The 25,273-nt window shown below is 51.8% G+C and carries 19 protein-coding genes and 1 pseudogene; 4 read left to right on the plus strand and 16 right to left on the minus strand.

Going from position 1 to position 25,273, the window contains the following annotated elements; translation table 11 throughout:
* Positions 1-45 precede the first annotated feature (45 nt).
* A pseudogene (gene tsaD / locus QZT94_RS06855) lies at positions 46-1,092 on the minus strand (tRNA (adenosine(37)-N6)-threonylcarbamoyltransferase complex transferase subunit TsaD); the annotation flags it as partial.
* 204 nt (positions 1,093-1,296) lie between these two features.
* Between tsaD and QZT94_RS06860 the strand changes: the two are divergent.
* The gene (locus QZT94_RS06860) at positions 1,297-2,526 is read left to right on the plus strand and encodes a Fic family protein (protein WP_296760807.1); all 1,230 of its coding nucleotides are present in this window, start codon (positions 1,297-1,299) and stop codon (positions 2,524-2,526) included.
* Positions 2,527-2,904: 378 nt separating this feature from the next.
* Here the strand turns inward: QZT94_RS06860 and QZT94_RS06865 are convergent, their stop codons facing one another.
* The 11 genes from QZT94_RS06865 to glmS form a co-directional block, all read right to left on the minus strand.
* Positions 2,905-3,567, minus strand: a complete 663-nt coding sequence (locus QZT94_RS06865; RefSeq protein ID WP_296760809.1) for a type IV toxin-antitoxin system AbiEi family antitoxin domain-containing protein — start codon at positions 3,565-3,567, stop codon at positions 2,905-2,907.
* Between the two features lie 276 nt (positions 3,568-3,843).
* Positions 3,844-9,684: a YPDG domain-containing protein gene (locus QZT94_RS06870; RefSeq protein ID WP_296760811.1), complete on the minus strand. Its 5,841-nt coding sequence runs from the start codon at positions 9,682-9,684 to the stop codon at positions 3,844-3,846.
* Positions 9,685-10,157: 473 nt separating this feature from the next.
* Positions 10,158-10,919 carry a succinate dehydrogenase/fumarate reductase iron-sulfur subunit gene (locus QZT94_RS06875; RefSeq protein WP_296760813.1) on the minus strand — a complete coding sequence of 254 codons (762 nt, stop codon included), beginning with the start codon at positions 10,917-10,919 and terminating at the stop codon, positions 10,158-10,160.
* Positions 10,916-12,901, minus strand: a complete 1,986-nt coding sequence (locus QZT94_RS06880; protein ID WP_296760815.1) for a fumarate reductase/succinate dehydrogenase flavoprotein subunit — start codon at positions 12,899-12,901, stop codon at positions 10,916-10,918. Before QZT94_RS06880 ends, QZT94_RS06875 begins: the two co-directional genes overlap by 4 nt.
* A gap of 19 nt (positions 12,902-12,920) precedes the next feature.
* The gene (locus QZT94_RS06885) at positions 12,921-13,679 is read right to left on the minus strand and encodes a succinate dehydrogenase (protein ID WP_296760817.1); all 759 of its coding nucleotides are present in this window, start codon (positions 13,677-13,679) and stop codon (positions 12,921-12,923) included.
* Positions 13,680-13,922: 243 nt separating this feature from the next.
* Positions 13,923-14,408, minus strand: coding sequence for a ribosomal protein S18-alanine N-acetyltransferase (gene rimI, locus QZT94_RS06890; protein WP_296760818.1), 486 nt, complete (start codon positions 14,406-14,408; stop codon positions 13,923-13,925).
* A gap of 4 nt (positions 14,409-14,412) precedes the next feature.
* Positions 14,413-15,108, minus strand: coding sequence for a tRNA (adenosine(37)-N6)-threonylcarbamoyltransferase complex dimerization subunit type 1 TsaB (tsaB, locus tag QZT94_RS06895; RefSeq protein WP_072510273.1), 696 nt, complete (start codon positions 15,106-15,108; stop codon positions 14,413-14,415).
* 25 nt (positions 15,109-15,133) lie between these two features.
* Positions 15,134-15,661 (minus strand): tRNA (adenosine(37)-N6)-threonylcarbamoyltransferase complex ATPase subunit type 1 TsaE, encoded by a 528-nt coding sequence (gene tsaE, locus QZT94_RS06900; protein ID WP_296760820.1) that lies wholly within the window; start codon positions 15,659-15,661, stop codon positions 15,134-15,136.
* Between the two features lie 8 nt (positions 15,662-15,669).
* Positions 15,670-16,833: an alanine racemase gene (alr, locus tag QZT94_RS06905; RefSeq protein ID WP_072510275.1), complete on the minus strand. Its 1,164-nt coding sequence runs from the start codon at positions 16,831-16,833 to the stop codon at positions 15,670-15,672.
* Positions 16,834-16,845: 12 nt separating this feature from the next.
* Complete coding sequence (locus QZT94_RS06910) at positions 16,846-18,471, minus strand: bifunctional ADP-dependent NAD(P)H-hydrate dehydratase/NAD(P)H-hydrate epimerase (RefSeq protein WP_296760822.1); 1,626 nt, start codon at positions 18,469-18,471, stop codon at positions 16,846-16,848.
* 24 nt (positions 18,472-18,495) lie between these two features.
* Positions 18,496-20,460 carry a glutamine--fructose-6-phosphate transaminase (isomerizing) gene (gene glmS / locus QZT94_RS06915; protein WP_296760823.1) on the minus strand — a complete coding sequence of 655 codons (1,965 nt, stop codon included), beginning with the start codon at positions 20,458-20,460 and terminating at the stop codon, positions 18,496-18,498.
* Positions 20,461-20,757: 297 nt separating this feature from the next.
* Between glmS and QZT94_RS06920 the strand changes: the two genes are divergently transcribed.
* From QZT94_RS06920 to coaA, 3 genes are all read left to right on the plus strand, one after another.
* A complete protein-coding gene (locus QZT94_RS06920; protein ID WP_270626602.1) occupies positions 20,758-20,943 on the plus strand; it encodes a hypothetical protein in 186 nt (61 codons plus the stop codon).
* Between the two features lie 90 nt (positions 20,944-21,033).
* Positions 21,034-22,374: a phosphoglucosamine mutase gene (gene glmM, locus QZT94_RS06925; protein ID WP_296760826.1), complete on the plus strand. Its 1,341-nt coding sequence runs from the start codon at positions 21,034-21,036 to the stop codon at positions 22,372-22,374.
* 90 nt (positions 22,375-22,464) lie between these two features.
* On the plus strand, positions 22,465-23,469 hold the full coding sequence (gene coaA / locus QZT94_RS06930) for a type I pantothenate kinase (RefSeq protein ID WP_072510279.1): 1,005 nt from the start codon (positions 22,465-22,467) through the stop codon (positions 23,467-23,469).
* 4 nt (positions 23,470-23,473) lie between these two features.
* Here the strand turns inward: coaA and QZT94_RS06935 are convergent, their stop codons facing one another.
* The 4 genes from QZT94_RS06935 to rplM form a co-directional block, all read right to left on the minus strand.
* Positions 23,474-23,800 (minus strand): type II toxin-antitoxin system RelE/ParE family toxin, encoded by a 327-nt coding sequence (locus QZT94_RS06935; RefSeq protein ID WP_270626598.1) that lies wholly within the window; start codon positions 23,798-23,800, stop codon positions 23,474-23,476.
* On the minus strand, positions 23,800-24,105 hold the full coding sequence (locus QZT94_RS06940) for a type II toxin-antitoxin system RelB/DinJ family antitoxin (protein WP_270626596.1): 306 nt from the start codon (positions 24,103-24,105) through the stop codon (positions 23,800-23,802). The genes QZT94_RS06935 and QZT94_RS06940 overlap by 1 nt, the downstream gene beginning before the upstream one ends.
* A gap of 200 nt (positions 24,106-24,305) precedes the next feature.
* On the minus strand, positions 24,306-24,797 hold the full coding sequence (gene rpsI / locus QZT94_RS06945; RefSeq protein ID WP_072510282.1) for a 30S ribosomal protein S9: 492 nt from the start codon (positions 24,795-24,797) through the stop codon (positions 24,306-24,308).
* A 27-nt stretch (positions 24,798-24,824) separates the two neighbouring features.
* Entirely contained in the window at positions 24,825-25,271 is a 447-nt protein-coding gene (rplM, locus tag QZT94_RS06950) for a 50S ribosomal protein L13 (protein WP_296760832.1), read from the minus strand.
* Positions 25,272-25,273 lie beyond the last annotated feature (2 nt).

A 25,273-nucleotide genomic window follows, 5' to 3' on the forward strand; every position in this document is an offset into this window, starting at 1 on the left:
GGCATTATTGCTTGCGGTCTGGGATTTTTCCGTATCGTTGTGGCTAGGAGCCATATAAATCTGGGTGAGCGCCATCTGAGAGTCAGGGCCAAAATCTGTCGGCGAGGGCGGCATTCCCGCTTTCACTAGCGCCTCGCCTAGGGCAGCAATTTGAGCGCCATTGTCGGTACAGAACCGAATCGGAGGAATCCGCACGGTTATCCCCGCCGATTCGGCGCGCTGGGCGAGGAGTTCGCGCAGACGCGAGTTAGCGGAAAAACCGCCCCCCACCACGATCTCGCGGCAATCAAAATCCTGAGCCGCCTGGACTGCTTTCTTGGTCAGGGAATCATTTACTGCTTCGGAGAATCCGGCGCAAATGTTTTCCCGGTTAATGCTTTCCCCGGCCGCCTCTAGACCCTCGATATAGCGGGCGACCGCAGTTTTTAGACCTGAGAAAGAGAAATCATAGCGGTGACGCTCTTTGTCTTTACCGGCCGCCAGTCCCCGCGGGAAACGGATAGCTTCCTTATCCCCCGCCTGCGCCAAGCGGTCTACATGCGGACCTCCTGGATAGGGCGTATTCAGCAGACGCCCTACTTTATCGAAGGCTTCCCCGGCGGCGTCATCCAAGGTACCGCCAAGTTCGGTAATATCGCGAGCCAGATCGCGCACCAGCACCAGATTCGAGTGTCCACCCGAGCAAATCAGCCCAATAAAAGGAGGATTAAACTCCCCTTCTACCAGGGCATCTACCGCCAGGTGTCCGATTACGTGGTTTACGCCGTACAGCGGTTTATCTAAGGCGAGTGCCAAGGCTTTAGCCGCCGAAATACCTACGGTCAGCGAGCCTACTAATCCCGGGCCTGCCGCGCAAGCAATCGCGTCTACCTCGCTTAACGCCACCCCGGCCTGTTCACAGGCAGCCTGTAAGGTGGGCAGGAAGGATTCCAGGTGCGCCCGGGAAGCAATTTCGGGGATGATTCCGCCGTAACGAGCATGTTCATCCATCGAGGTGGCAGTACAATCTGCCAATAGTTTCCCCCCGCGCACCAGCGCCACGCCAGTCTCGTCGCAGGTAGACTCGATTCCCAATATTAACGGCTCACTCATACTCCCATTTTACCCACACCTAGATTTGCGACCTAACGATATCGCCTCTAGCTGTAATAACTCTCTTGGAATATGATTCGGACATTGCCTCCGCTGACAATGAGACTTTGCCAAAAAACAGGACATTGGGTCTAAAAACCAGGACATTGAATGGGCAGGAATACGCAAACCTCAGCTAAAATGACACTAGCAGCAGGAGGTGTGATGACAGATAGAGGCGGGATTGGGGAACCCAAAGAGGATCCATTTGCCCATTATGTACGCCAGGGATCCCCGTCTCAACGCGCTCTGACTGCTGCTTGGCAGGCAGGAATTGGTTTACAAGCTGTAGATGGTTTAGCGCCCTCACCGTATCTAATAACTACCGCTAGGAGCTCCATCGAAGGCGAAATCACTTTAGATGAAGTTCAATGCCTGGTTAATTCCTACTATCAGCAAAACCCTCAGCGAGGCGTAAACCGAGTAGAGGAGGCCGATAAGGTAGCTACCCGGGTTGCGCAAGTATTATCTGAGGACGGATTCGTCTTCTCGGCTGCGCAGTATCTGGCGATACACCGCCGGCTTTTTGCAGGAATCTATCCTCAGGCCGGAAAAGTTCGCACCTACAATATCTCCAAGCAAGAATGGGTGCTGGACGCAGATACTGTCACCTATGGGAATGCTGCCGATTTAATGGTTACCCTGGAATACGATTTAGCTTTAGAGCGCGCTTTTAGTTACCGAGGGCTGAGTACCGCCGAAATTATTGGACACCTAGCTTCCTTTGTGGCTAGATTGTGGCAAATCCACCTATTCGATGAGGGAAATACCCGCACGACCGCCGTATTTTTCATCAAGTATCTCCGTACTTTGGGTTTCACTGTCGATAACACCGCTTTTTCGAAACATGCCTGGTATTTTCGAAACGCTCTGGTGCGCGCGAACTACGAAAACCTGACTGCTGGGATTCACGAAACTAACGAATACCTAGTCAAGTTCTTGCAAAACTTGCTGCTAGGAGAAGAAAATGAGTTGAAAAATCGGTATCTGCATATCAGCGGTTTAGTTAGTACTGCAGAGAATCAGGCTTTTGAGTCTGACAGGCAGGAAGTTTCCCCGGAAACTCAGGACATTACTTCCGCTGACGATGGGACTTTATCGAAAAAACAGGATATTGGGGCTAAAAACCAGGATATTAGACTAGAAAATCAGGATATTGCCTGGAAAGGTCTTAGTCCAGTCTCGGCTCGGCACGCCCAAAAACTCTACGATTTCTTCGGGAATGAGGGCGTTTTCTCGCGTTCGCAGGTAACAGAGATATTGGGGATAACCCCCTCCCCGGCCTCTGAACTTTTGCGGAAACTCCTGGCTGCCTCCCTGATTAGTAAAGTTAAAGGCAAAGGAAAAGGCAAGTACCGTTTCACTCCCCTTCAGCCCGAGGGCGGGGCTAACTAACTATTTCTCCCACCGAAGTAGCGCGGGATTCCAGGTCATTTTCCCTAAGCGCATCTTAACTGCTGGACTAAGTAAAGCTTCAGCGAGCTTTACTGCTCCCCTAACCGTTTTCAGAGACTCAGGTAGACCAGTTTGTAACCACATTTTTTCGTACTGCTTTTCTTGTGGCTGTCCCCACTCTTCTGGAATCTGAAAGCTTTCAGGCAAGGCGATATGGCGTACGGAGCTTGTCCACCTTTTAAGACAAAGGTGGTATTTTCCGATGAAAACACGCGACAGAGAAGCCGATGGAAATAGAAAGACGTGATTGCACGTCCAGTCTCGACTGGCGACAGTGCCGCGGCAGCTTTAACCGCCATTTCGAGGGCGGCGGAAGTGCTATATCTGGTCACGTTCCACCTTTTCAAGAAGCCCCGCTTCGGAAAGTAGATTTATATAAATCTGACTCGCTTTATCTTCCCCATATTCCTTTATCAGCAGCTGCTCAAGTCTGCTAAAGCTAAATCCTCGATTGGCATACCAGGCATCGTAAAAGGCATTCCCTATTAAAGAAAAGTCTTCATTATCGAGTATTAGGTCAAAAATAGTGCGTTCGGGGCGAGTAACCGGAATGCCCTTTACGAACGCGACCTGGCTGCGGGAAACATTTCGTCTACCGAAGTTTGCAGCGCGATTTCTGGTGTTAAATCTTTTTGGCGAATACAACCGATACGTAGACAAATGAAAATCACCGACTTCTAGCAATGACGCCGCCGTAGAGCCCCCCACTACCACGCCATCCCAAGTCGATGTTTTCATGCGCTCATAGGTGAATTTTGCGGGATTAGTCAGTTTCCATACTGCTATTAGCTCATCCACATAAGTTACCCCCGCTCCCACCATGCGATAGGCGCCGCGCATAATTCTTTCAAGCCGCCCCGCCTTCACCGCGTCATGTAGCGCGTCCCGAGGTATCCCGGTACGCTCGGCTTGCGCAGTGGTGAATACCCCCTCAGATTCTGATAGCTGCGCAATAGATGCGACCCAATTTGAAACTTGCATGTTGCAATTGTAGGCTATTTCCCGACATTTGCAACAGGTTATCGCTATTTCTTGGAATTATTTACGAGGGCGAGGGTGGGGTTTAGCGTTTATCGGTAAATAACGGGCTAAGTAACCTTACGGTAAGAGGGCGACCATCATTCTGGAAAGCGCAAAGGCGGGCTCGGAGATTTTTCTCCGAGCCCGCCTTGAAGTTTTAGCGAACCGCTAATTCTTTTCAGTGCTCGCAGCTGTTAGCTGCCATGAAACCTCTGAAAAGAACTGTTTGGTATCGCTTTAGCTTCTCCGGCGTCTGGCGGTCAAAGTACCCATACCGGCGAGGGTTAACGCCAATGCCAGCAGGGACAATCCCAGGATGGGAGCACCAGTCTTTGGTAGACGAGAACCGGGCACCACATCTTGCGACTCACGAGCAGCCGACTTGATAGTCACCATGGTTTCAACCTTGGTGCTACCGGGCTTCTTGGCTCCATCAGGCGCAGTGTAGTCAATCGAAATAGTTACCTTTTGACCAGTTACTATCTCGGTTGGAGTACCACTAATCACGCAAGCGGAGCGTTTTTCGTCCCACTTAATGCTCAAACCTTTAGGTAGCCCCTCGGCTTTGCAGCTAGTAATTGTGGCTTTACCAGGATTATCTACCGGAACAACCACCGGGGTTAGCGGTTTATCTTTCTGCCCCTCGATGTTGGGAATAACCGGGACGCTGGGCGCTAGAGCGCAACCGTTCTTATCGACTGTGGCACCTTTCGGGGTGTTAGCACATTTATCCTGGTCGTCAGCTACTCCGTCACCGTCACCGTCTTTTGCAGGATCGGTAATAGTAACGGTGGTTTCGCCACTTGCTTTCCCACCGGGGTGCTCATCGGTCTTATCTTGCGGAGTGTAGTCGACAGTAATCGTAACTTTCCCGTCGGTTACCTCTTCAGTGGGGGTACCACTGATTACGCAGGCTTGTTTGCCCTCGTTCCATTCGATAGTTAGACCGGCAGGTAATCCGGTGGCCTGGCAAGCGGTGACCTTGGTTTTACCGGGATTCTTTACCGGCACATCAACCGGGTCGATCGCTTTGCCTTTTTCACCGGTAATCTTAGGCACGTCCGGCAAGCTGGGAGCCACTGAGCATCCATTCTCGTCCACCTTGGCACCTTGCGGGGTTCCGGCGCATTTGTCTTTATCGTCGGCAACACCGTCACCATCATCATCACCTGGTAGGGCAATCATGAACTTGGCATTCACCTTATCGATAGTGCCATCCTTATAGGTCACTTCCACCGGGATCTCGGTGTTTCCTTGAGCTGGTTTATTCCAGGTAATAACCCCGGTCTTAGCATCAATGGAGACTCCCGCCGGTGCGTCCTTACCCAAAGCAAACACGGTTCCCTCGGGAGCCGCAGCTTTCTCGTCCTTATCTTTGGTAGTTACCTCATCAAAGAGCGGAGCCGTAGAAACCGCTGGCTTCCCTACCTGACCATTAACATCAGCATAGGACGGATCCCAACGATCAGCCAGAGTGCAACCGAACTCGTCTACCTTATCTTTATCGGCAGCCGGAGTTCCTGGACACAAATCATCCCCGGCTTGCGGGTTCTCCGGATCAACCGGATCTGGCTTACCGTCACTGTCTTTATCGGTGCGAACCTTAACGGTCACGGTAGCGTTATCTGCCGAGTTATCCGCATAGTTCACCTTTACCGGAACAGTAATTTCCTCACCATTCTTAGCGGTATCAGGAATGTTCAACGTAACCTGCCCAGTTTCAGCGTCAATGCTTGCCCCTTCAGGAGCATTATCGCCAAGGACGTACCGAGCGGTGTCGGGAACGTTCTTATCTCCCGTTTGCGAGGCTTTAACGCTTTCGCCTGGTTTCCCAGTTACTGCCGGGTATGCCGGGTTGTAGCGATCAGCATCAGTCAGGTTGTCTTTGATAGTTACGCTGGTCTTACCTTGAATATCACCACCAGGGTGGTCGGCTGATTTATCTACCGGTTCAAAGCTGACCGTGACGTTCACGTCCTTACCAGGATCCACTATCTCGGTGGGGGTACCGCTGATTACGCATGCTGTCCTCTCTTTGTTAAGGGCAATGGTTAGCCCTGCCGGCAGCCCTTCGGCTTTGCAAGCAGTAAGTTTGCTCTTTCCGGGGTTATCTACCGGGACAGTAACCGAGGCAATCGGGCTATCCTTTTCACCTACAATCGGGTCAATCTTGCCTACTGTAGGCGGTACAGAGCACCCGTCGTTGTCTACCGTTGCGCCTTTAGGAGTTCCCGGACACTTGTCCTCGCCAGCAACCGGGTTGGCCGGATCCTTCGGATCAGCAACCCCATCACCATCATCATCCTTAGCCACATAGGCACTACCGCTCTTCTTAACCGTACCAGTATCTTTAGCCCCATCAGGATGCTTAAAGCCGACAGTTAAATCCACCTGCTTATCAATACTCTTTGTAGGAGTACCACTAATAACACAAGCAGAAGACGCAGCATCGAACTTAACAGTCAAACCAACAGCCGTCAGCTCATCAGCTAAGCAAGACAAATCAATAGCCTTACCATCATTAGTAACCTTCACACTCACAGGAGAAATAGCCTTACCAACCATCCCCTTAACCGCGAAATCACCAACAACCGGAACTACCGCACAACCATCAGCATCAACCTTCGCGCCCGCAGGCGTACCAGCACACTTATCAGAAGCATCCGGGACACCATCACCATCAGAATCCTTATTAGGATCAGTAATAGTAGCAGTAGTATTCACCGGGATACTACCAGCAGGATTACTAGTATCATCACCATCTTGCGGATCATAATTCACATTAATAGTAACCGCTTTGTCCTTAACTTCCTCACTAGGAGTACCACTAACAACACAAGCCTTCTTCTCCGAAGAATACTTAACACTCAAACCAGCAGGCAAAGAATCAGAACTACAAGTAACAGCAGCCATACCCGGATTATCAACCGGAACCACCACTACCTCAGTAATCTCCTTACCCTTCTGCCCACTAATAGCAACCGGTGTACCAACCGTCGGCTTCACCGCACAACCATTAGCATCAGCCTTCGCGCCCGCAGGAGTACCAGCACACTTATCCTTCGAATCAGGAACAGTATCACCGTCACCATCGGCTTCAGCGCTAATAGTTGCTTTAGCAGTGCCGGTAACATCTCCGCCCTTATGCTGATCAGTCTTATCAACCGGCTCGAAACTGACTTTAACAGTGACCGCTTTATCCTTGGCTTCCTCACTAGGAGTACCAGAAATCACGCAACCATCTTTTTGCTCATTCAAAGCAATAGCCAAACCAGCCGGCAAACCCTCAGCCTTACAAGCAGTCAGCTTAGCTTTACCAGGATTATCAACCGGAACATTCACCGGAGTAATTTCCTTATTAACCTGACCAGCAATATCCGGAACCTTACCCACAGAAGGCGCAACCGAGCAGCCGTCGTTGTCTACCTGCGCGCCCACAGGAGTACCAGCACACTTATCCTTCGAATCAGGAACAGTATCACCGTCTTCATCGGTATCGACTTTCTGGGTTACTTCCAGCTCAACAGTGTCGATAACGGTGCGGGTAACAGCTTTACCGTCAACTTGCTCTTCAACCTGGTATTGAACTTCCAGAGTATGTTTACCAATTGCAGCCTGTTTGGTGACAGTTACCGTCCCGTCTTGTGCGAGAGTTATCCCGTCTACCGCTGTCTTAAGCGTAAAGTCTTTCGTTTTAGCTCCGTCTGGCATTCCTGCCACGCTCAAATTGGTAGTTTGATCAGCGCTGTTAGCATCCACCGCGAATTTGTCTTTTTCAATGGACAAATCCAGGATAGACAAAGTGTCCTCGAACGGGATTGTCAATGGCTGGAACTGTTGATCTTTAGCCTCACTGTTATCGGCTTTAATCGTGCCGGTGGCAGTAGCTAAAATGCGTACATCATAATTGCCGGCCTTAGTGGGAGTACCCACCAGTTTCCAACCGTCAACCACTCCATCTTTATTGGTGGTGGTTTCAACCTTCCAGCCTTCCGGTAGCGGTTTGCCATCCGCAGTGGTGAAATTCCACTGGACATCGACCTTCTTCGAGTCAAAAATCGGCAGGGAACCGGTTGCTTTTTCGCCCTCGATAACGGTCACGTCAGTATCATCCGGATACGGCTTTCCAACCTGCCCCCACGGGAAAGTCGGCTGGTCGGTAACGTAGGCGGTAAACCCGTCAATGCCGATGGGTTGCGAAACCGCAACTCCATCCGGGTTGATTTTAGTCATCACCGCAATATAGGTAGTGGTTTCCTTTAAATCACTAGGCACGGTGAAAGGACAATCTGGAATTTGGCCTTTAACATCGGCTGCGGAAAGTTCACATTCTTTTAGAACCTCTCCGACCGTGTTCGTACCGGCGTTGTAATCCGTAGTCCACACAATCTTGTATTTACCGGAAGTAGCTAAAGCCCCTTCGTAGGGCAGTCCCCCGGTATTGGTATGCGCAGTATCTCCTGGTTTCGCCCAGTTAGAGGTGGCGTCGTAGGGGGTAACGTCGAAAGTAATCATGTTGGCACTGATACCAAAATTAGTATTCGTCTGGTTGCTGTAAAGCGTAGTGCCATGGGTATCCCAGCCACCGGAGCTGTTGGGAACCCAGCCACCACCTTGGTTAGCCATATCAACCTGACCCCAACCGGTGAAGTTGTTGTACATATAGGGACCGACCGCTATCGCGCCCTCTGGTACATCCTGTACGGATACGTACAGCCAGTCGCGGTTAATATGCTTCGGGTTTTTCTTGTCCCCAATATGAACAACATGGGTATTAACCCAGGAGCCTTTTTCATAGGTGGGAGCCAGGGTATGCCAACCATATTCGCTGGCTTTATCGTGGTTTACTTCTCCTTCACCCTGAAAACAGGTGTTGTCAGGAGTTACTTTCGAATCGTATCCGCATTTGTCCCAGGATTCACCCCAGGTCCCCCGGAACTGAATCGCATATTCCCCATCGCTATTGGTTTTAGCCCAAGCAGTCTCGGCATACCATTTTTCTGCGCCCTCAGCTTGTATTTGCTCTTTAATCCATTCTTGTAAAGCCGCTTCTTTCTGCCAGTCCCAGCCAGCTCCGCGGACTTTTCCGCTACCATCGGCTTTCATTCCAGCGTTCTTCATTTTTTCGCTCTTCGGAGCATCGCTGTGAATCTTGGCAACCGCGTAATCGGATAGATAGGTGGCTTTCACCACCATATTGGGAGCCGGATTATCACCCTTCTTTGGATCATATCCCAGCCACGCCCCAACGCCCGGAGCTTCCCAGTTAGTACCGGTATCCCGGAAGTTATTCCAGATTACCCGGCCATCTACAGTTCCGCTGGGAGTAGGAGACGTTATTTTTACCCCCTCAGAAGAGCTGTAGCCCTCCTGTCCCTCTTTGAGGTGCATGAAATCGTTTTTAGGCTTTTCTTGATACCAGATTTTAGCGGTTTCGACTACGTTAGGATCGATCCCGATATTAGTTCCCGCTTGGATTTCATAGGTGACCGACTGCGGGTAAATTGAAGCGTTCCCGTAAGTATAGGCGACCGCTAAATCTGGGTAACAAGCGGTGTCCCGACCGTCTCCGAAGAAATCAGTTTTCTGGGGACAGTTATCGGACCAAACCCGCCATTTTTCACCCTCGGGAAGATTGGGGTCAGCATCAAACTTGGCTACTTTACCGTCGGGCATGAGGAACGGCTGCATGGATATGCCCCACTTGCCGTCATCACCAGAGGTAGTGGTATACACCGGGGAGGCAACGTAGGTTTTGCCGTTCTTTTCGTACCATTGCGCATAGACCCGGATACCTTTTAGTGGCTTATATTTACTGATACCGACGATGTTATCCCCATAGGGAACGCCGGTGAGACCCACTATGGAGTCACCTTTCTTGGCCGAACCTGGAGATTCAATTGCCTCGCGGGTGGCAATACCGCCTGGAGCTTTAGCGCCCCCCCCTGCCGGATTATTAGCCTCTTCAGCCCATGCACTTACCCCCAGGGACACTCCGGTGATAGCAACCGCAAATCCTGCCAAAGTTGCTAAAACAGAGCGCATCCACTGGGGAATCCTCTTAAAATACGTTTTCATATATCCCTCATCAAAACCTTGCCATTAGCGCCTTTTCTCTGCTCGAGGTTTCGGGCGCAAACCTGCCTGCAAGAAGAAAAAAGGAACAGCTATTACTTTAACGTTCCTATAATACAACTATGCATTTATCGTTTTAAAGGTATCGGTAAGGAAACACTGCTGGTTGTCCCAGAAAATAACCGCAGTAGCTGGACTTTAATTCTCTTAAGCCCCCTAGGCTTTAAGAATCATCACACCAGATAATGACAAACAGAGTGCGGCATAAGAACTCACAGAAAAAAGCAAGACAAATATCAGCCCAGAAGATGTGAAGAGTATGGATTCGCGCTGGCGCGCGCAGCCAACCGGAAAGAAGACCGCTTTTTATTTATACCCCAGCAGGCACCGCACATATGGAAGGCGGGCTCGGAGATTTTTCTCCGAGCCCGCCTTGGCCATGCAAAAGAACGGCTATTTAACTGTTAGCTGCAGATTTAAACTCCAGACAGAACAGCTTTTCCGAGCTGTCGGTTTAGTACCGCGATAAAGTCCAGCGGAACCTGCTTGGGGCATACCGCCGCACATTCACCAAAGTTGGTGCATCCACCGAATCCTTCAGCACCCATCCGGTTAAGCATCTGGGTAACCCGCCGGAGATTCTCCGGTTTACCTTGCGGCAAAAGACCCAGGTGAGTCACTTTCGCAGCAGTAAATAGCATCGCCGAACCATTCGGGCAAGCAGCCACACACGCTCCACAACCGATACAGGCCGCGGCCTCGAAAGCCCGATCCGCATCTTTCTTGGGAACCGGAGTGGAATGTGCATCCGGAGCGGCGCCGGTATTAACCGAAATGTATCCGCCCGCCTGAATAATACGATCCAAAGCGTTCCGGTTAACCACCAGATCCTTAATGATCGGGAATGCTTTTGAACGCCAAGGCTCAATGGTGATAGTGTCCCCATCCTTGAAGGAACGCATATGCAGCTGGCAGGTGGTGGTGTTATCTTTCGGATCCGGGGAATGGTTTCCATGCGGAACCCCGTTAATCACCAGGCCGCACATACCACAAATTCCCTCGCGGCAGTCCGAGTCAAACGCGACCGGCTCTTCCCCGCGAGCAAATAGATCCTCATTGAGGATGTCCAGCATTTCCAGGAAAGAGGAATCCTCGCTAACTCCGTGGAGCTGATATTCGTGGATAGCTCCCTCGGCGTCTGGGCCAGCCTGACGCCAGATTCGCAAAGTGATGTTCACTTGTAGCTCCTTGTCTTGACCTCGATATTGTTGTAAATCAGATCCTCCTTGTGCAGCACAGGGGGCTGATCCTCACCTTTCCATTCCCAAGCGGCTACATACATGAAGTTTTCATCGTCACGCATAGCCTCTCCTTCCGGAGTTTGGTGCTCTTCCCGGAAGTGACCGCCACAGGATTCTTCACGATGCAACGCATCAATACACATCAGCTCACCCAGCTCAAGGAAGTCAGCCAAGCGACCGGCGCGTTCAAGTGACTGGTTCATCTCGCCACTCTTCTTGCCCGGGATTCGCACATTGGTCCAGAACTCGTTACGCAGGTTCCGAATCAAGCCGATAGCTTTCTGCAGCCCCTCGCGGGTACGGGACATGCCGCAGTATTCCCACATAATGTGGCCGAGTTCCTTGTGGATAGAGTCCACCGAGCGGGTACCATCAATCGCCATCAAGCGGTCAATACGCTCTTGCGCCTGGGCTTTGGCAGCTACCACATCAGGATGATCTTGCGGAAGATCTTCCCAATCCAAGGTATGAGCCAGGTAGTCATTTACCGTGTTCGGCAACACGAAATAACCATCAGATAGTCCCTGCATCAAAGCAGACGCACCCAAGCGGTTAGCGCCGTGATCAGAGAAGTTAGCTTCCCCGCCCACGTACAGACCCGGGATAGTGGTCTCTAAGTCATAGTCAACCCAAACCCCGCCCATGGTGTAGTGCACCGCCGGGTAAATCCGCATCGGAACCTCATAAGGATCGTCATCGGTAATCCGCTTATACATATCGAACAAGTTGCCGTACTTGGCAGATACGGCTTCCTTGCCCATACGTTCAATCGCATCCGCGAAATCCAAGTAAACGCCGCGAGCGACACCGTCAATCTCGGGGCCTACCCCGCGACCCTCATCGCACATATTCTTGGCTTGTCGTGAAGCAATATCACGGGGAACCAAGTTGCCGAAAGAGGGATAGATACGCTCTAAGTAGTAGTCGCGATCTTCTTCCGGGATCTCCCGCGGGTCTTTCTTGCAATCCTCTTTCTTCTTGGGAACCCAAATACGTCCATCGTTACGCAAGGATTCACTCATCAAAGTGAGTTTAGATTGCTGATCACCATGCTGCGGAATACAAGTCGGGTGAATCTGGGTGTAGCAAGGGTTAGCAAAATAAGCACCCTTACGGTGAGCACGCCAAGCAGCAGTACCGTTACACCCCATAGCGTTGGTGGACAAGAAGAAAACATTCCCATAGCCACCGGTCGCCAAAATAACAATTGAGGCAGTGAAAGTTTCCAGTTCACCAGTTTCCATATCGCGAGCCACAATCCCGCGCGCCCGACCGTCCGAAACGATAAGTTCCACCATTTCATGACGGGAGTGAGAAACCACGGTTCCCGCGTTGACCTGACGCTGCAGCGCCTGGTAGGCGCCGATCAGCAGCTGCTGCCCCGTCTGACCCCGGGCGTAGAAAGTACGGGAAACCTGCACCCCACCGAAAGAACGGTTATCTAGCAGGCCGCCGTATTCGCGGGCAAAAGGCACGCCCTGCGCTACACACTGGTCAATAATGTTAGCGCTGACCTCGGCCAGGCGGTAAACGTTAGTTTCCCGAGCGCGGTAGTCCCCGCCCTTAACCGTGTCATAGAACAGGCGGTAGTCAGAGTCGTTGTCATTGCGATAATTCTTCGCCGCGTTAATCCCGCCTTGAGCCGCAATCGAGTGTGCCCGACGAGCAGAGTCTTGGTAGAAGAAGGCATCGACGTGGTAGCCCATTTCGCCTAGCGAAGCCGCAGCGGCGCCCCCTGCCAGGCCGGTGCCCACCACGATCACTTTGATTTTGCGGCGGTTAGCCGGGTTAACCAGCGCCGCATTAAACTTGCGTTGCTTCCAGCAGTTTTCAATCGGTACATCTAGCGGGGCTTTCTGGTCAGCAATCGGTTCACCGACAGTGTAGAGACCGTCGACTAGGTTTTGTTGTTCAGTCATCTTACGCATCCTTCCCTAACTAACACGCCACCGGAGCGGGGTTGGTGATTACCAGATACAGCGGTGGGATGGCGAACATGGCGAACAGCAATAGCCCCACGATCCCGGAAATATAAACGGTCGCTTTATGCGTGTTTTCCCGGATCCAACCCATTGTTTGCAGGGCGGACCATACGCCGTGTCCCACGTGCAGTGCCACAATAGCTACCGCACCCAAGTAAATAATCAAGGTCCACCAGTTAGCTGGCGAGAACGTGGTCACCATCATGTTCCATGGTGCTACCGGAATCATCTCTTCGCCAACCTTACAGGTAGCAGAGCTATAGGCTTCCCCTGCGCCAATCTGCACCCACTTCGTGGTGAAGTGGAAAATATGGAAGAAGATGAACAGTGCTAGCAACACGGATCCGACACGCACAGTTCGAGTCGCGTAGTTGTTAACCACGTTCTGTTTGACTACGTACTTCTGAGAGCCTCGTCCCTTGCTGGCGCGATGCCACAGGTGGAAGGCACATACCATATGGATAATCACGCAGGCTAAAAGCAGTACGCGCAAAATCCAAAGCAAGCCTTCATAAGGCAGGATAGGGGCACCGAAGACCCGCAAGTGGTGGGCATAGCCGTTATAGGCATCAGCACCCGCCAGAATCTTCAAGTTGCCGTAGGAATGCATTAACACAAACAGCACAAAAAATACGCCGGTAACGGCCATGCACTGTTTCGCGAAGACCAGGGTGTTCCAGCTTCGCTTCTTCTGAATTTCTTTTGTATTGGCCACGGTCAATAGGCTAACTCACCGGTTTGGACTCACCTAGGAATTAGGGTCTATACGCAGACGACTAAGGAAACCCATTCAGAAATAAAAAACACTAAAACCGGTTTTACCTGCTTCTTTAATCTACTAATTCAGGAGAGGAAACCGAAAACATTTAGGAAAAAAGAGCTCTCTTTCCAAAAAAGAATCAGATAATTGTGTTGCAATTGGGAAAGCGTAAAGTTTCAAAATACCTTCCACCCAAGGTTAAGGGGAGGTCACCTCCGCCCCAATAGGCCCAGGAGAAGGACGTGCCAGGCGTTTTTGCATTACCAAAGCATCTTCGCGGGGATGGGAATAATATCCGCGGCGCACACTCAAAGAAACAAAACCGGCGCGTCCATAAAGCGCAATCGCCGCCTGGTTAGAGCGACGCACTTCCAGAAACATTTCAGTTGCCCCCCGCCTCCGAGCCACGCGCAGGGCAGATTTTAAGAGGACGACTCCTAGCCCTTGGCGACGTTTTCCGGGTAGCACCGCCAGGGAATGTAGCTCAGATTCCGGAACCAGCACCTCCAGCAATGCTGCCCCCAGCAAAAGAGAATCCTCCCAAATCCCAATAGCTACCCCATAACGGGCAGATAGCAATTGCCGCAGCTGCGTGTCCTTAAAAGCCTCTCCCCCAAAACAAGAGCGCTCCAGGGCAAGCAGCGCAGGCACGTCCTCGATACTTAAAGGAACGCAACGAGTCACGAAGCTATTTTACCTGGCTAGGAGGCTGCACATCCGGTCGGCGCAAATACAGCGGAGAAACTGTTTCCAATAAATCCGCAGGTAAAACCCAATTAAGACGAACTTTGGCAATGCGACCCAAGACCGCTGCCTCCACCTGGGTAGGCAGTCCCGACTCCGGAGGTAAATCTTGCGGATAAAGCTCCGCGCCCGCACCAGCCACAATCAAACCTGGTTTAGCTGCCCGATTAGCAAAATCACTGGCTGAACCCACTTCTGGTCCCCAAAGTAGGCAAACATCATCCGGTCCATCCGCGCGATACTGGGCGCAATAAACCTCTTTACGACGCGCATCAGTAGCCACTAAGACCTCTTTATCTGGCGACACCAAATCTAAAACCGCTCGCGCAAGCGCATCCAGCGAACTAATACCAATCACCGGAATTCCCAACGCAAAACCAATCGTGCGGGCAGTTACTAACCCAGAACGCAACCCGGTAAAAGGAGCTGGGCCACGTCCTACCGCCACCGCCTCAATACCAGCTTTCGCGAGGGCGCACCCACAAGCCTCCTGTATAACCTGACTGACCAGGTCAGATAGATGCTCTGCATGAGAACGTGAGTCAGCACTAGAACGGGAAGCCAAAAGCGGAGTAGGCGAACAGTCATCCCAAAGCGCAACCGAAGCCCCTAATGAAGTATCAATACACAATATCCGCATATTTCTAACCTACTTTTCTTAACCCTTAAATAAACTGGTAAAACACCTGTTCCCAATCAGTTTCTTGCCACCGCTCACCAACAGATCTGATAGTGATATCTCGTTTACCATCATCCATTTCCGCGAGGTCAATCACGCCATTATCACTGGTAGCGCTCCCTCCCTGTTGTCGGTTAATTGTAATCTCCAGCCGAGAACCCGACAGCTGCTCGGTTTTACCCTCTCCCCATTCGATAACCGTAATCGCTTCGTCCAAAGTTGAATCTAAATCGAGAGTCTCCAAATCGGTCAAATCCTTGATTCGATAAGCATCGGCATGAATCAGGTCAGCTCCACCCATCAGGGACGGGTGCACCCGCGCCACAATAAAAGTAGGGGACGAAATCCGCCCTTTAACCTGCAAACCAGCACCAATGCCCTGAGTAAAAGTAGTTTTACCAGCTCCCAGACCCCCCGAAAGCATCACTAAATCACCGCGCCGAAGCTGCTTGGCTAATAGCTCTCCGACTGCGCGCGTTGAATCAGGTGAATTGACTCTGATAGTAAAAGGCACGCTTCCTCCTAAATATAAATTCGCGGCACCCGGGAATTAAGGGCAGTAACAATCGTATAGTTTATGGTGTCGGCAGCCCCAGCCCAATCGTCGGCGGTAGGCTCCCCCTGAGAGCCATCCCCCCAAAGCCGTACGGTTTCTCCCGGCTTTAATGGCGGCTGCCCATCCGGAGTGTTACCTAAGTCCACCATAAACTGATCCATGCAAATCCGACCTACCTGCGGATATTTCTGCCCGTTGGCGGCGACCCAGATTTTTCCGGAGGCATGGCGGTCAATTCCATCCGCATATCCCAGCGGCACGATCCCGATATAGGTATCGCGCGGGGCTACCCAAGTTCCCCCATAGGAAACCGGGTGACCAGCTGGGATTCTCTTTACGCTGATAAGGTCAGCTTCCAAACGCATAATTGGGGTGAGCTGCAAACTGGCGGTAGTCGCCCGTGCCGGATTCGGAGTGAGACCATACATGGCGATTCCATACCGCGCCAGGTCAAAATGTGCCTGTGGATACCACAGCAGTCCCGAAGAAGCCGAAAGGTGACGAATCAGCCGGGTAAATCCACGCTGCTCCGCAGCTTTACACGATTGCCCAAAACGCGAAAGCTGCCTTAAAGTAGCATCTTGCCCAGCCCCGACCTCATCTGCACGCGCCAAATGCGACCAGATTCCGACAATCTCTACCGTTCCCTCGTCACTGGCGAGCTGCGCCGCCGACAGCAAGGGAGATAGCTTATCGGGCAGCGCGCCCTCACGCCCCATCCCGGTATCAATCGTTAAATGAACACGCGCTGTTTTACCTACCGCACGAGCAGCACTGACAAGACGGAGTAAAGTTTCAGGATTTGATACTGCAATATCCAAATCAGCTTTGATTGCGGTTTCTAAATCCGCGTCCGGACTGAAAATCCAAGTAAAAATACGGGCTTGTGGAAAACCAGTAAGACCTGCTCGCAACTCGATAGCTTCCGCCAGTTGCGCCACCCCGAACCATTTCACCCCGAACTCCAAGGCGGCGCGAGCAATCTGCACCCCTCCATGCCCATAGGCATTGGCTTTCACAATTGCCATTGCCGAAACATTAGAGTCACATTTGCGCAGCTGATTTAGGTTTTTTTCCAGTGCCGACAGGTCAATAACTGCGCGCGCCGGAAAATCAGTACCCATGACCATGACTATACCGCCCTAAATCCTGGCCAGCGCCCAAGCAATCGCCTGCGGAATCGCCCTAGCAATATCGCTAGCCACAATCGGCGTCCCCAGAGCAGTTAAACCCTTAGCCTCCGGCTCCTCTGATAGGGAAAGCCCCGCCGCATTTCGCGCCGCCATCGCGTGCACCCAAGCAGCAGAGGCAACCGCAAAAGAAACCTGAGAAGCAGACATATGATGACCAGACTGTTCCGCGCGGGCTTGATGCTGAGCCAAAACAGAGGCAACTATCCCCGCAAGCACATCCCCCGAGCCCGCCGTACCCGCCCAAGGCGGGGCTCCCGCCTGACTAAACATAGTTTCATTAGCGCTGGCAATCAGAGTCACCGCCCCCTTAAGCAGCACCGTAGCCTGGGTTTTATCCGCTAAGAACTGTGCCCAGGCAGCCGGAGAAGCCTCCACCTCGGCGCGAGTAACCCCGCCACGTCCTCCCCCAGCGCCAAGCGCTGAAAGTAGGCGCGCCGCCTCCCCCGCGTGAGGAGTAAGTACTGCCCGGTGGCTAAGATGTCCGCCGGGAACTTGCGCCACAATTTCGGGGTAGAAATCAATAGCTCCCGCATCTAACACCAAAGGAATCCCGCTGGTAGCTGCTTGAACAGCCTGATTTACCGCTTCGCGCACCCGAGAAGAATCTTTTGAATCAATACCCGGTCCCACCAGTAGACACTGATGCTTCCCCGCACCTACTACCGCTTCGGGAAAGCGCGAAAGAATCGCGAAAGCCGCCTCCTCGGGGCCCACATAACGCACCATCCCGGCTCCGGTTCGACCCGCGCCTTCCACACACATCACCCCGGTTAAGGGAAAAGAGGACGAACCTGCCACGACCTGCACTACCCCGCGAGTATATTTGTGATCTTGCGCCCGAGGCAGAGCCCAAAACTCACCCACATCCCTAGCCTGTAGGCGAGCAAGCCGGGGTTCACTGAGCTGTAACCCCAAATCCACTAAGCGCACCTGCCCAAATTCATAGGCTGCCGGTGGCAGTAAACTCGCAGACTTGAGCGCCCCCATAGTTACAGTGACATCTGCCCCCAAACATACCCCAGGAAGGCGACCATCATCTGCGAAAACACCAGAGGGAATATCAATAGCAATCCGTAAAAACTGACGAGGATGCGATGCAGAAATCCGGGTAAGCTCCGCAACTACCTGCGATAACGGTTCACGTAGTTTCCCGTTTATCCCGGTTCCTACCAGTCCATCAATCCATACCTTGGCGGCGCGGGCACGCCGGGAAGCCAGGCGCGCAACCTGGCGGGCATTACCAGCTAAATCCACCCGCTCGATGGTTACCTGTGCTTTTTCTGCCGCTGCCAGTGCTTCTAGGTGCGGCTTATCGGAAAGAATCAGCGCTAGACAAGGGTAACCTAGTTTTGCCAGATAGGCCAGGGCGTACAGACAGTCCCCGCCATTATCTCCGCCCCCGACTAACCCCAGAATCGGGCTTTCCGCTACCTTTACTCCGCGAGCAAGCAATAATTCGATAACGGTATCACTGACTTCGCCAGCCGCTTTTTTCATCAAAGTCCCGTGAGGATGCGCAGCCACCACCTGGGCTTCAGCCCTCCTGACTGTTTGTTTCTCGAATGCCTCAATCATGCTGCCCGTCCTTTTACCTGACCTTTATTCTACCGTCACCGATTTAGCAAGGTTACGCGGCTGATCTACGTCGTATCCCTTGCTCTTAGCCACCTCACAGGCAAAGACCTGCAAAGGAATCACGCTGAGCAAGGGCATATATAAGGTAGGAGTAACAGGAACCCGGAAAATATGGTCGGCATATTTATCGACTTTATCGTCGCCCTCTTCCGCTACTACCAAGGTGATTGCGCCGCGAGCGCGTACTTCCTGCAGGTTGGAAATCACTTTTTGATGCAGCTCGGGGCGGCGTGGGGTGGGAACTACCACAAATACGAACTGCCCCGGCTCGATTAGGGCGATAGGACCGTGTTTGAGTTCCCCGGCAGCGAAGCCTTCCGCGTGTGCATAGGCGATTTCTTTAAGTTTCAGCGCCCCCTCCATAGCCACCGGATAGCCCACGTGACGACCTAAGAAAATCGTGGATTTCAGGTTCTTGCCGTAGCGTTTAGCGACCTCTACTACCGGCTGAATTTCGTTTAGGAGCGTCTGCATTTTACGGGGAACTTCCGATAGCTTTTCCAGGTAATCTGCGATTTCATCGATATACTTATTGCCGCGCACCTGTGCTAAATACAGTCCCAACAGGTAGCAAGCAGTGATTTGGGCAGTAAACGCTTTCGTGGAGGCGACCGCGATTTCCGGACCGGCATGGGTTAGCAGTACTGCATCAGATTCGCGCGGAATAGTTGAACCGGGAGTATTCACAATCGCCAGCACTTTCGCCCCCTGTTCACGCGCGTGTCGCACCGCCATAATGGTGTCCATAGTTTCCCCGGACTGGCTAATCGCCACCACTAGGGTGCGCTGATTAACTACCGGGTCACGGTAGCGGAATTCGCTGGCCAGCTCGACTTCTACCGGAATCCGACACCAATGCTCAATCGCATAACGGGCAACCTGTCCAGCATAGGCAGAAGTGCCGCAAGCGATAATCACCATTTTGTTTACTTGCCGCAACACATCTTGACTAATGCGCAGCTCATCTAACGTCAGATACCCTTGCGAATCAGTTCTATCTTGCAAAGTGGCAGTAACTGCCTGAGGTTGTTCATGGATTTCTTTTTCCATGAACGTCCCCCACTCGCCCTTAGAAGTACGATCTACCGAAAAATCTACCGTGAACTGTTTGGGGGTTAAAGCCCGTCCCCGATTGTCAGCTACCTGTACTTGATTAGCGGTCACCATTACCAGTTCATCTTGCCCAATTTCTAGGCACTCCTTGGTGTAATCAGTGAAAGCTAAAACGTCCGAACCAAGGTAGTTGCAATCTTTACCTACCCCGATTACCAGCGGAGAGGAACGCCGTGCGGCAACCACCATTCCGGGGGCATTTCGGTGAATCGCCAAAATCGTGAAAGTACCTTTAAGCTGCGACATCGTAGCCAAAAGCGCTCTCGAAAGACGCGCCGCCGCCCGGTGCACCCCCGCAGCCACTTCGGCACAAACCTGCGCATTATCGAGGACGGGAGCAGGTACCTCAGCTGCGCCCTCCCCCAGAGACGTACCCGCGTCCTCGTCAGCTAAATAGGACGCTGCCAGCAGGTTCGCGATTACTTCCGTATCAGTTTCAGAAACGAAACTGAACCCCTGTTTTTCGAGGACGCGGCGCAAATTATCGGCATTTTCGATAATGCCGTTATGAACTAGCGCGAGTTGCCCATCGGAAGAAACATGGGGATGAGCATTAATATCTGTCGGTCCGCCGTGAGTAGCCCAGCGGGTGTGACCAATCCCTGCAATCGCCTGAGGCAGAGGATTATCCTGCAAATCTGCCCGCAGATTAGCGAGCTTTCCGCTCTTTTTACGGATTTGTATCCCGCCGGGGGTAGAAAGCCCAATCCCCGCTGAGTCGTAGCCTCGATACTCTAGGCGAGCCAAGCCCCCGATAATCACTTTTTCTGTATCTTTAGTGGGCTCTAGCCCAACCATTCCTAAGATTCCACACATGAAATTGATTTTGGCACGACTTCAGCCGCATTGCTATCCAGCCAGTTATCCCGCCTGCATTAGCACCGATAATCAAAAACAGTATCTGGGGGAGATTACCGAAAAGCATTGCTGTCTCTACAGAGAGTCAATCAGGTCATCTCCAATATAAAATATTGGTTAGCCTTACCATTGTTTTTTACCGAAATCGCTGCTAATGTCACCTCAGAAAGATAATACAGTGAGAACGGTGAGGTATCTATATCCCGAAAGGTAATCAACTGGGACGAGTAATCTACAACGGGGAAGGTTAAATCAATGGAAAACATTCTAGAACCAACATGGTTTGAGCTATTACTATTTTTTGGAGGATTTATATTTTTCACACTATTAACCATTGTTTTAATAGCAACACTAATAATAGCATTAAAAACAATTCATTTATGTAACAAAACGATTCATCTGCATAACGAAGAAACAACACCAGCAAAACAACCCCAATAATTCTGCCAGACCACCCAAAAGAAAATAAGCAAAGCTTTCAAGTGGGGTAGGCTGAGAAAGTCAGATTCTGCTAGTTGAAAGACAGGTAAAATGGGCAGACTTTTTGGAACCGATGGAGTACGCGGTCTAGCCAATCAAGAGCTAACCCCCGAATTGGCTTTAGAACTAGGGCGAGCAGCAGCGAAACAAATCCGCAAAGACGCGCCTAAAGGTCGCAAGCTGCGAGCAATCGTTGCCCGCGATACCCGTATGTCCGGCGATTTTCTTGACCACGCGATTTCGGCGGGTCTTGCTTCCGAGGGAGTAGACGTAAACCGTATCGGGGTAGTCACCACCCCCTGCGTCGCCTACTTGACCGCAAAAACCGATGTTGATTTGGGGGTAATGATTTCCGCCTCCCACAATCCCATGCCTGATAATGGCATCAAATTCTTTGCCCGGGGCGGCTATAAACTCCCCGACGCTATCGAAGACCAAATCGAGCAGCTCCTAGGAGATGAAACCGACCGTCCTATAGGTGAAAGCGTAGGTGAAATCAATGCCGAACGTGAAAGTGCGGAAAAGCTCTACATTAAACACCTGGTACGGGCGGCAGGAGACCTATCTGGACTGCGCGTAGCGGTAGATTGCGCCAATGGAGCCGCCAGCCGACTCGGCCCGGAAGCACTCCAAGAAGCCGGGGTAGACACGGTAGTAATAAATGCCTCCCCCGATGGACGCAACATTAACGATAACTGCGGCTCTACCCACCCTCAACAGCTACAAAGCCAAGTAGTGGCTGCCGGATGTGATTTCGGAGTGGCTTTCGACGGAGACGCGGATCGCTGCCTGGCGGTAGATTCCGCCGGTAACTTGATTGACGGCGATAAAATCATGGGAATGCTGGCGGCTTCTTTCAAAGAAAAGGGCGAGCTGACAGGAAATACCCTGGTAATCACGATTATGTCGAACCTGGGTTTAATCTTGGCGATGAAAGAAAAAGGGATTAACACTGTACAGACCGCTGTCGGTGACCGCTACGTCCTCGAAAAAATGCGCGAGCAAGGTTTTGTCCTGGGCGGGGAACAGTCCGGACACGTTATTAACGCCAACCACGCCACTACCGGAGACGGGATTCTGACCGCGCTATGCATTGCCCGCGCAGTTAAAGACGCTGGTCAGCCTCTAGAGAAGATTTGCGAGTTCGTAAAGCGCTTACCGCAAACCCTGATTAATGTACCGAACGTGGACAAGACCCGCACCGATGATGCCGGGTTGCGGGCAGAAATCGCGAAAGCCGAGGAAGAGCTGGGCGATACCGGACGGGTAGTGCTGCGCGCTTCCGGAACCGAACCGCTGGTGCGGGTAATGGTAGAAGCTGCTACCCAAGAACAAGCCGATGCGGTTTGTGAACACCTAGCAAGCGAAGTAAAGAACCGCCTATCGTTATAGGACAATGTCATGCCGCCACTGCCGGGTTCTACCAGGCAGTGGCGGCATAGGGATTAAAACAGCGCGAGAAAGCATTGCGGAGCCAGAAATATGACGGCTAAATCCATTTACGAAGAATTTGACCGAACCTCCTGGCGTGCCCTCGCCACCAAAACCCCAATGCCGCTGACCGAAGCGGATTTGCGTTCCCTGGCAGCGTTGGGTGACCCGATTGATTTAGAGGAGGCAGACGCAGTATATCGCCCCCTGTCAGCGTTGCTGCGTTACCGGGTTTTACATTCTCGCGCCCTCGCTCAAGACCAACAAGATTTTTTTGGTCGCCCCCATAAACGCCGGATTCCCTTCATTATTGGGGTTGCCGGTTCAGTAGCGGTTGGTAAATCAACCACTGCCCGCATTTTGCAGAACCTGCTTAGTCGCTGGCCGGAGACTTCTCGGGTAGCTCTGGTAACTACTGATGGATTCTTGTATCCGAACGCCGAGCTGGAACGAGCAGGATTAATGGCTCGCAAAGGCTTCCCTGAGTCCTATAACCGACGCGCCCTCCTGAATTTTGTCAGCCAGGTGAAAGCGGGAGCAGAAGAGGTAAAAGCCCCGGTTTATTCGCACGTCACCTATGACGTGGTTCCGGGGAAGTTTATCAAAGTTGCCAGTCCTGATGTGTTAATTCTCGAGGGCATAAATGTGTTGCAGCCAGCCTGGGTTTATCGAGGACATCAAGACCTTCCTAACTTGGAAAAACGCCTTGATCAAGAGGACGGGCGAAGCGGGTTAGATGACCACAAATCTTTGGCGGTCAGTGATTTCTTTGATTTTTCAATCTACGTAGATGCCAAAACCTGTGATATTGAGAAATGGTTTATTGAGCGGTTCGTCTCGCTCAAGGAATCTGCTTTCCAAGACCCAGAATCTTATTTCCAGGTTTATGCCGGGATTTCCGATTCGGTAGCCCGCCAGATTGCTCACGATATTTGGACCTCTATAAATCTGCCCAACCTGGAGCAACAGATTCGCCCCACCCGAGGGCGGGCAACTTTGATATTGCGTAAAGACGCTTCGCACCGCCTAGAAAACGTCTACCTCCGCAAAATCTAAACTATCAAGATGACTGCCGAACGTAGCTTTGAACATCTCGCTTGCCGTAGAAGACACGAACTACATTAACTGCGGACGTATCATTGTTGATGGTGTAGAACGCAATAAAGTTATCTACCGGCATTTGTCGCATTTCGAGGCTATGCCAGGGCTCCCATGTCACCACTTTGTTGCGAGCCGGAAATTGCTCAAGGCTGCGTATGCTCTCACGAATCCGGTTCACTTGCCCAACAGCTATCCCCGGTTCTCGTAGCTGGCTAGCAATGTATTCAAAGATATTTTTCAAATCCTGCAGGGCTTCATCTGAATATTTGATGAGGTAGCTACCCATTAGATGCCATACTCTCGGTTCATGATTTCATCGACCTCGTCTACAGAGTACGATTTGCCCGAAAGAATGGAATCGTAACCTTTCTGCAGTTCGGCATTTAGCTGTTCCCTAGTTAGTTCAGCCAGGGAAAGCGGCTCTTTAGCAGGAAGTTTAATCCCGAAGGGAATACTTCTGGTCAGTTTAATCTGACTGTAGAGCATTTGCACCACCGAGGAGGGCGTAACACCCAAGCGAGAAAGAATATCCTCTACGTCTGCTTTGAGCTGTGGATCTATACGTGCATAGACTGCTGCTGTATTTGCCATATATCTACCTTCCTATTCTCGAGTTCAGATTAACACCAGACGAAAGTTTTTGTATAGAGATTAGCAAACAATAGCAAGTGTTATTTATTGCTTATAGCAATCTCCGCCCCTATGGCCGCACCGCATTATTTCGATATAGTTTTGCCCGGTAAGGGCGATATAAACCGCCTTTACCGGGCAAAATATATAAGCGTGAAAGATTAACGCTTGGAGTATTGCGAAGCCTTACGTGCCTTCTTGAGACCGGGCTTCTTACGCTCAACGGCGCGTGAATCGCGGGTTAGGAATCCCGCCTTCTTTAGGGCAGGACGGTTAGCTTCCCGATCGATTTCGTTCAGGGCGCGGGCAATGCCCAGACGAACTGCTCCGGCTTGACCGGAGATTCCGCCGCCAGAGACCCGAGCGATAACGTCGAAACGTCCTTCTAGGTCAAGTAAAGTGAACGGTGCCCGTACTAGCTGCTGATGCAACTTGTTCGGGAAATAGTTCTCGATAGTTCTGCCGTTGATTTTCCATTCGCCGCTGCCCGGCACCAACCGGACACGCGCAATCGCGCTTTTACGGCGTCCCAGCCCAATGCCGGGAGCGGTCACGGACTGTCCGGAGCCGGTCTGCTCCGACTGGGTTTCCGTGGTGTAAGAGCTGGGGGCATTCTCCTCCAACAGCTCTTCATTTTCGGTGGTATCAGCCACAATTCTCCTCAGGGTTTTGGCTCAGGGCTACTGGGCGATTTTTTTAATTTCGTATGGTTCTGGCTGCTGTGCCGCGTGGTTGTGTTCTGAACCAGCGAATACATGCAGCTTCTTCATTTGGGCACGCCCCAACCGAGTGTGGGGAACCATGCCGCGCACAGCCTTTTCTACTGCTACCTCTGGCTTCTTGTCTAGCAAGTCACCATAGGACACAGATTTTAAGCCACCGGGGTAACCAGAGTGGCGGTAGGCGCGTTTCTGCTGGCGTTTGTTGCCAGTAAGTCCGACCTTGGCAGCGTTCACGATAATGACGTGATCGCCCATATCCTCGTTAGGGGTGTAGGTCGGCTTATGTTTGCCACGCAGCAGCTTGGCGGCAACTGCCGCCAGTCGTCCGAGGACGACGTCTTCAGCGTCGATGACATACCATTTCTTGTTTAGGGTGTCACCGGCTTTCGGATTATAAGTTCGCACGG

Origin of the sequence: Varibaculum sp. (genome assembly GCF_008661855.1) — a bacterium.
GTDB classification, from domain to species: Bacteria; Actinomycetota; Actinomycetes; order Actinomycetales; family Actinomycetaceae; genus Varibaculum; species Varibaculum timonense_A.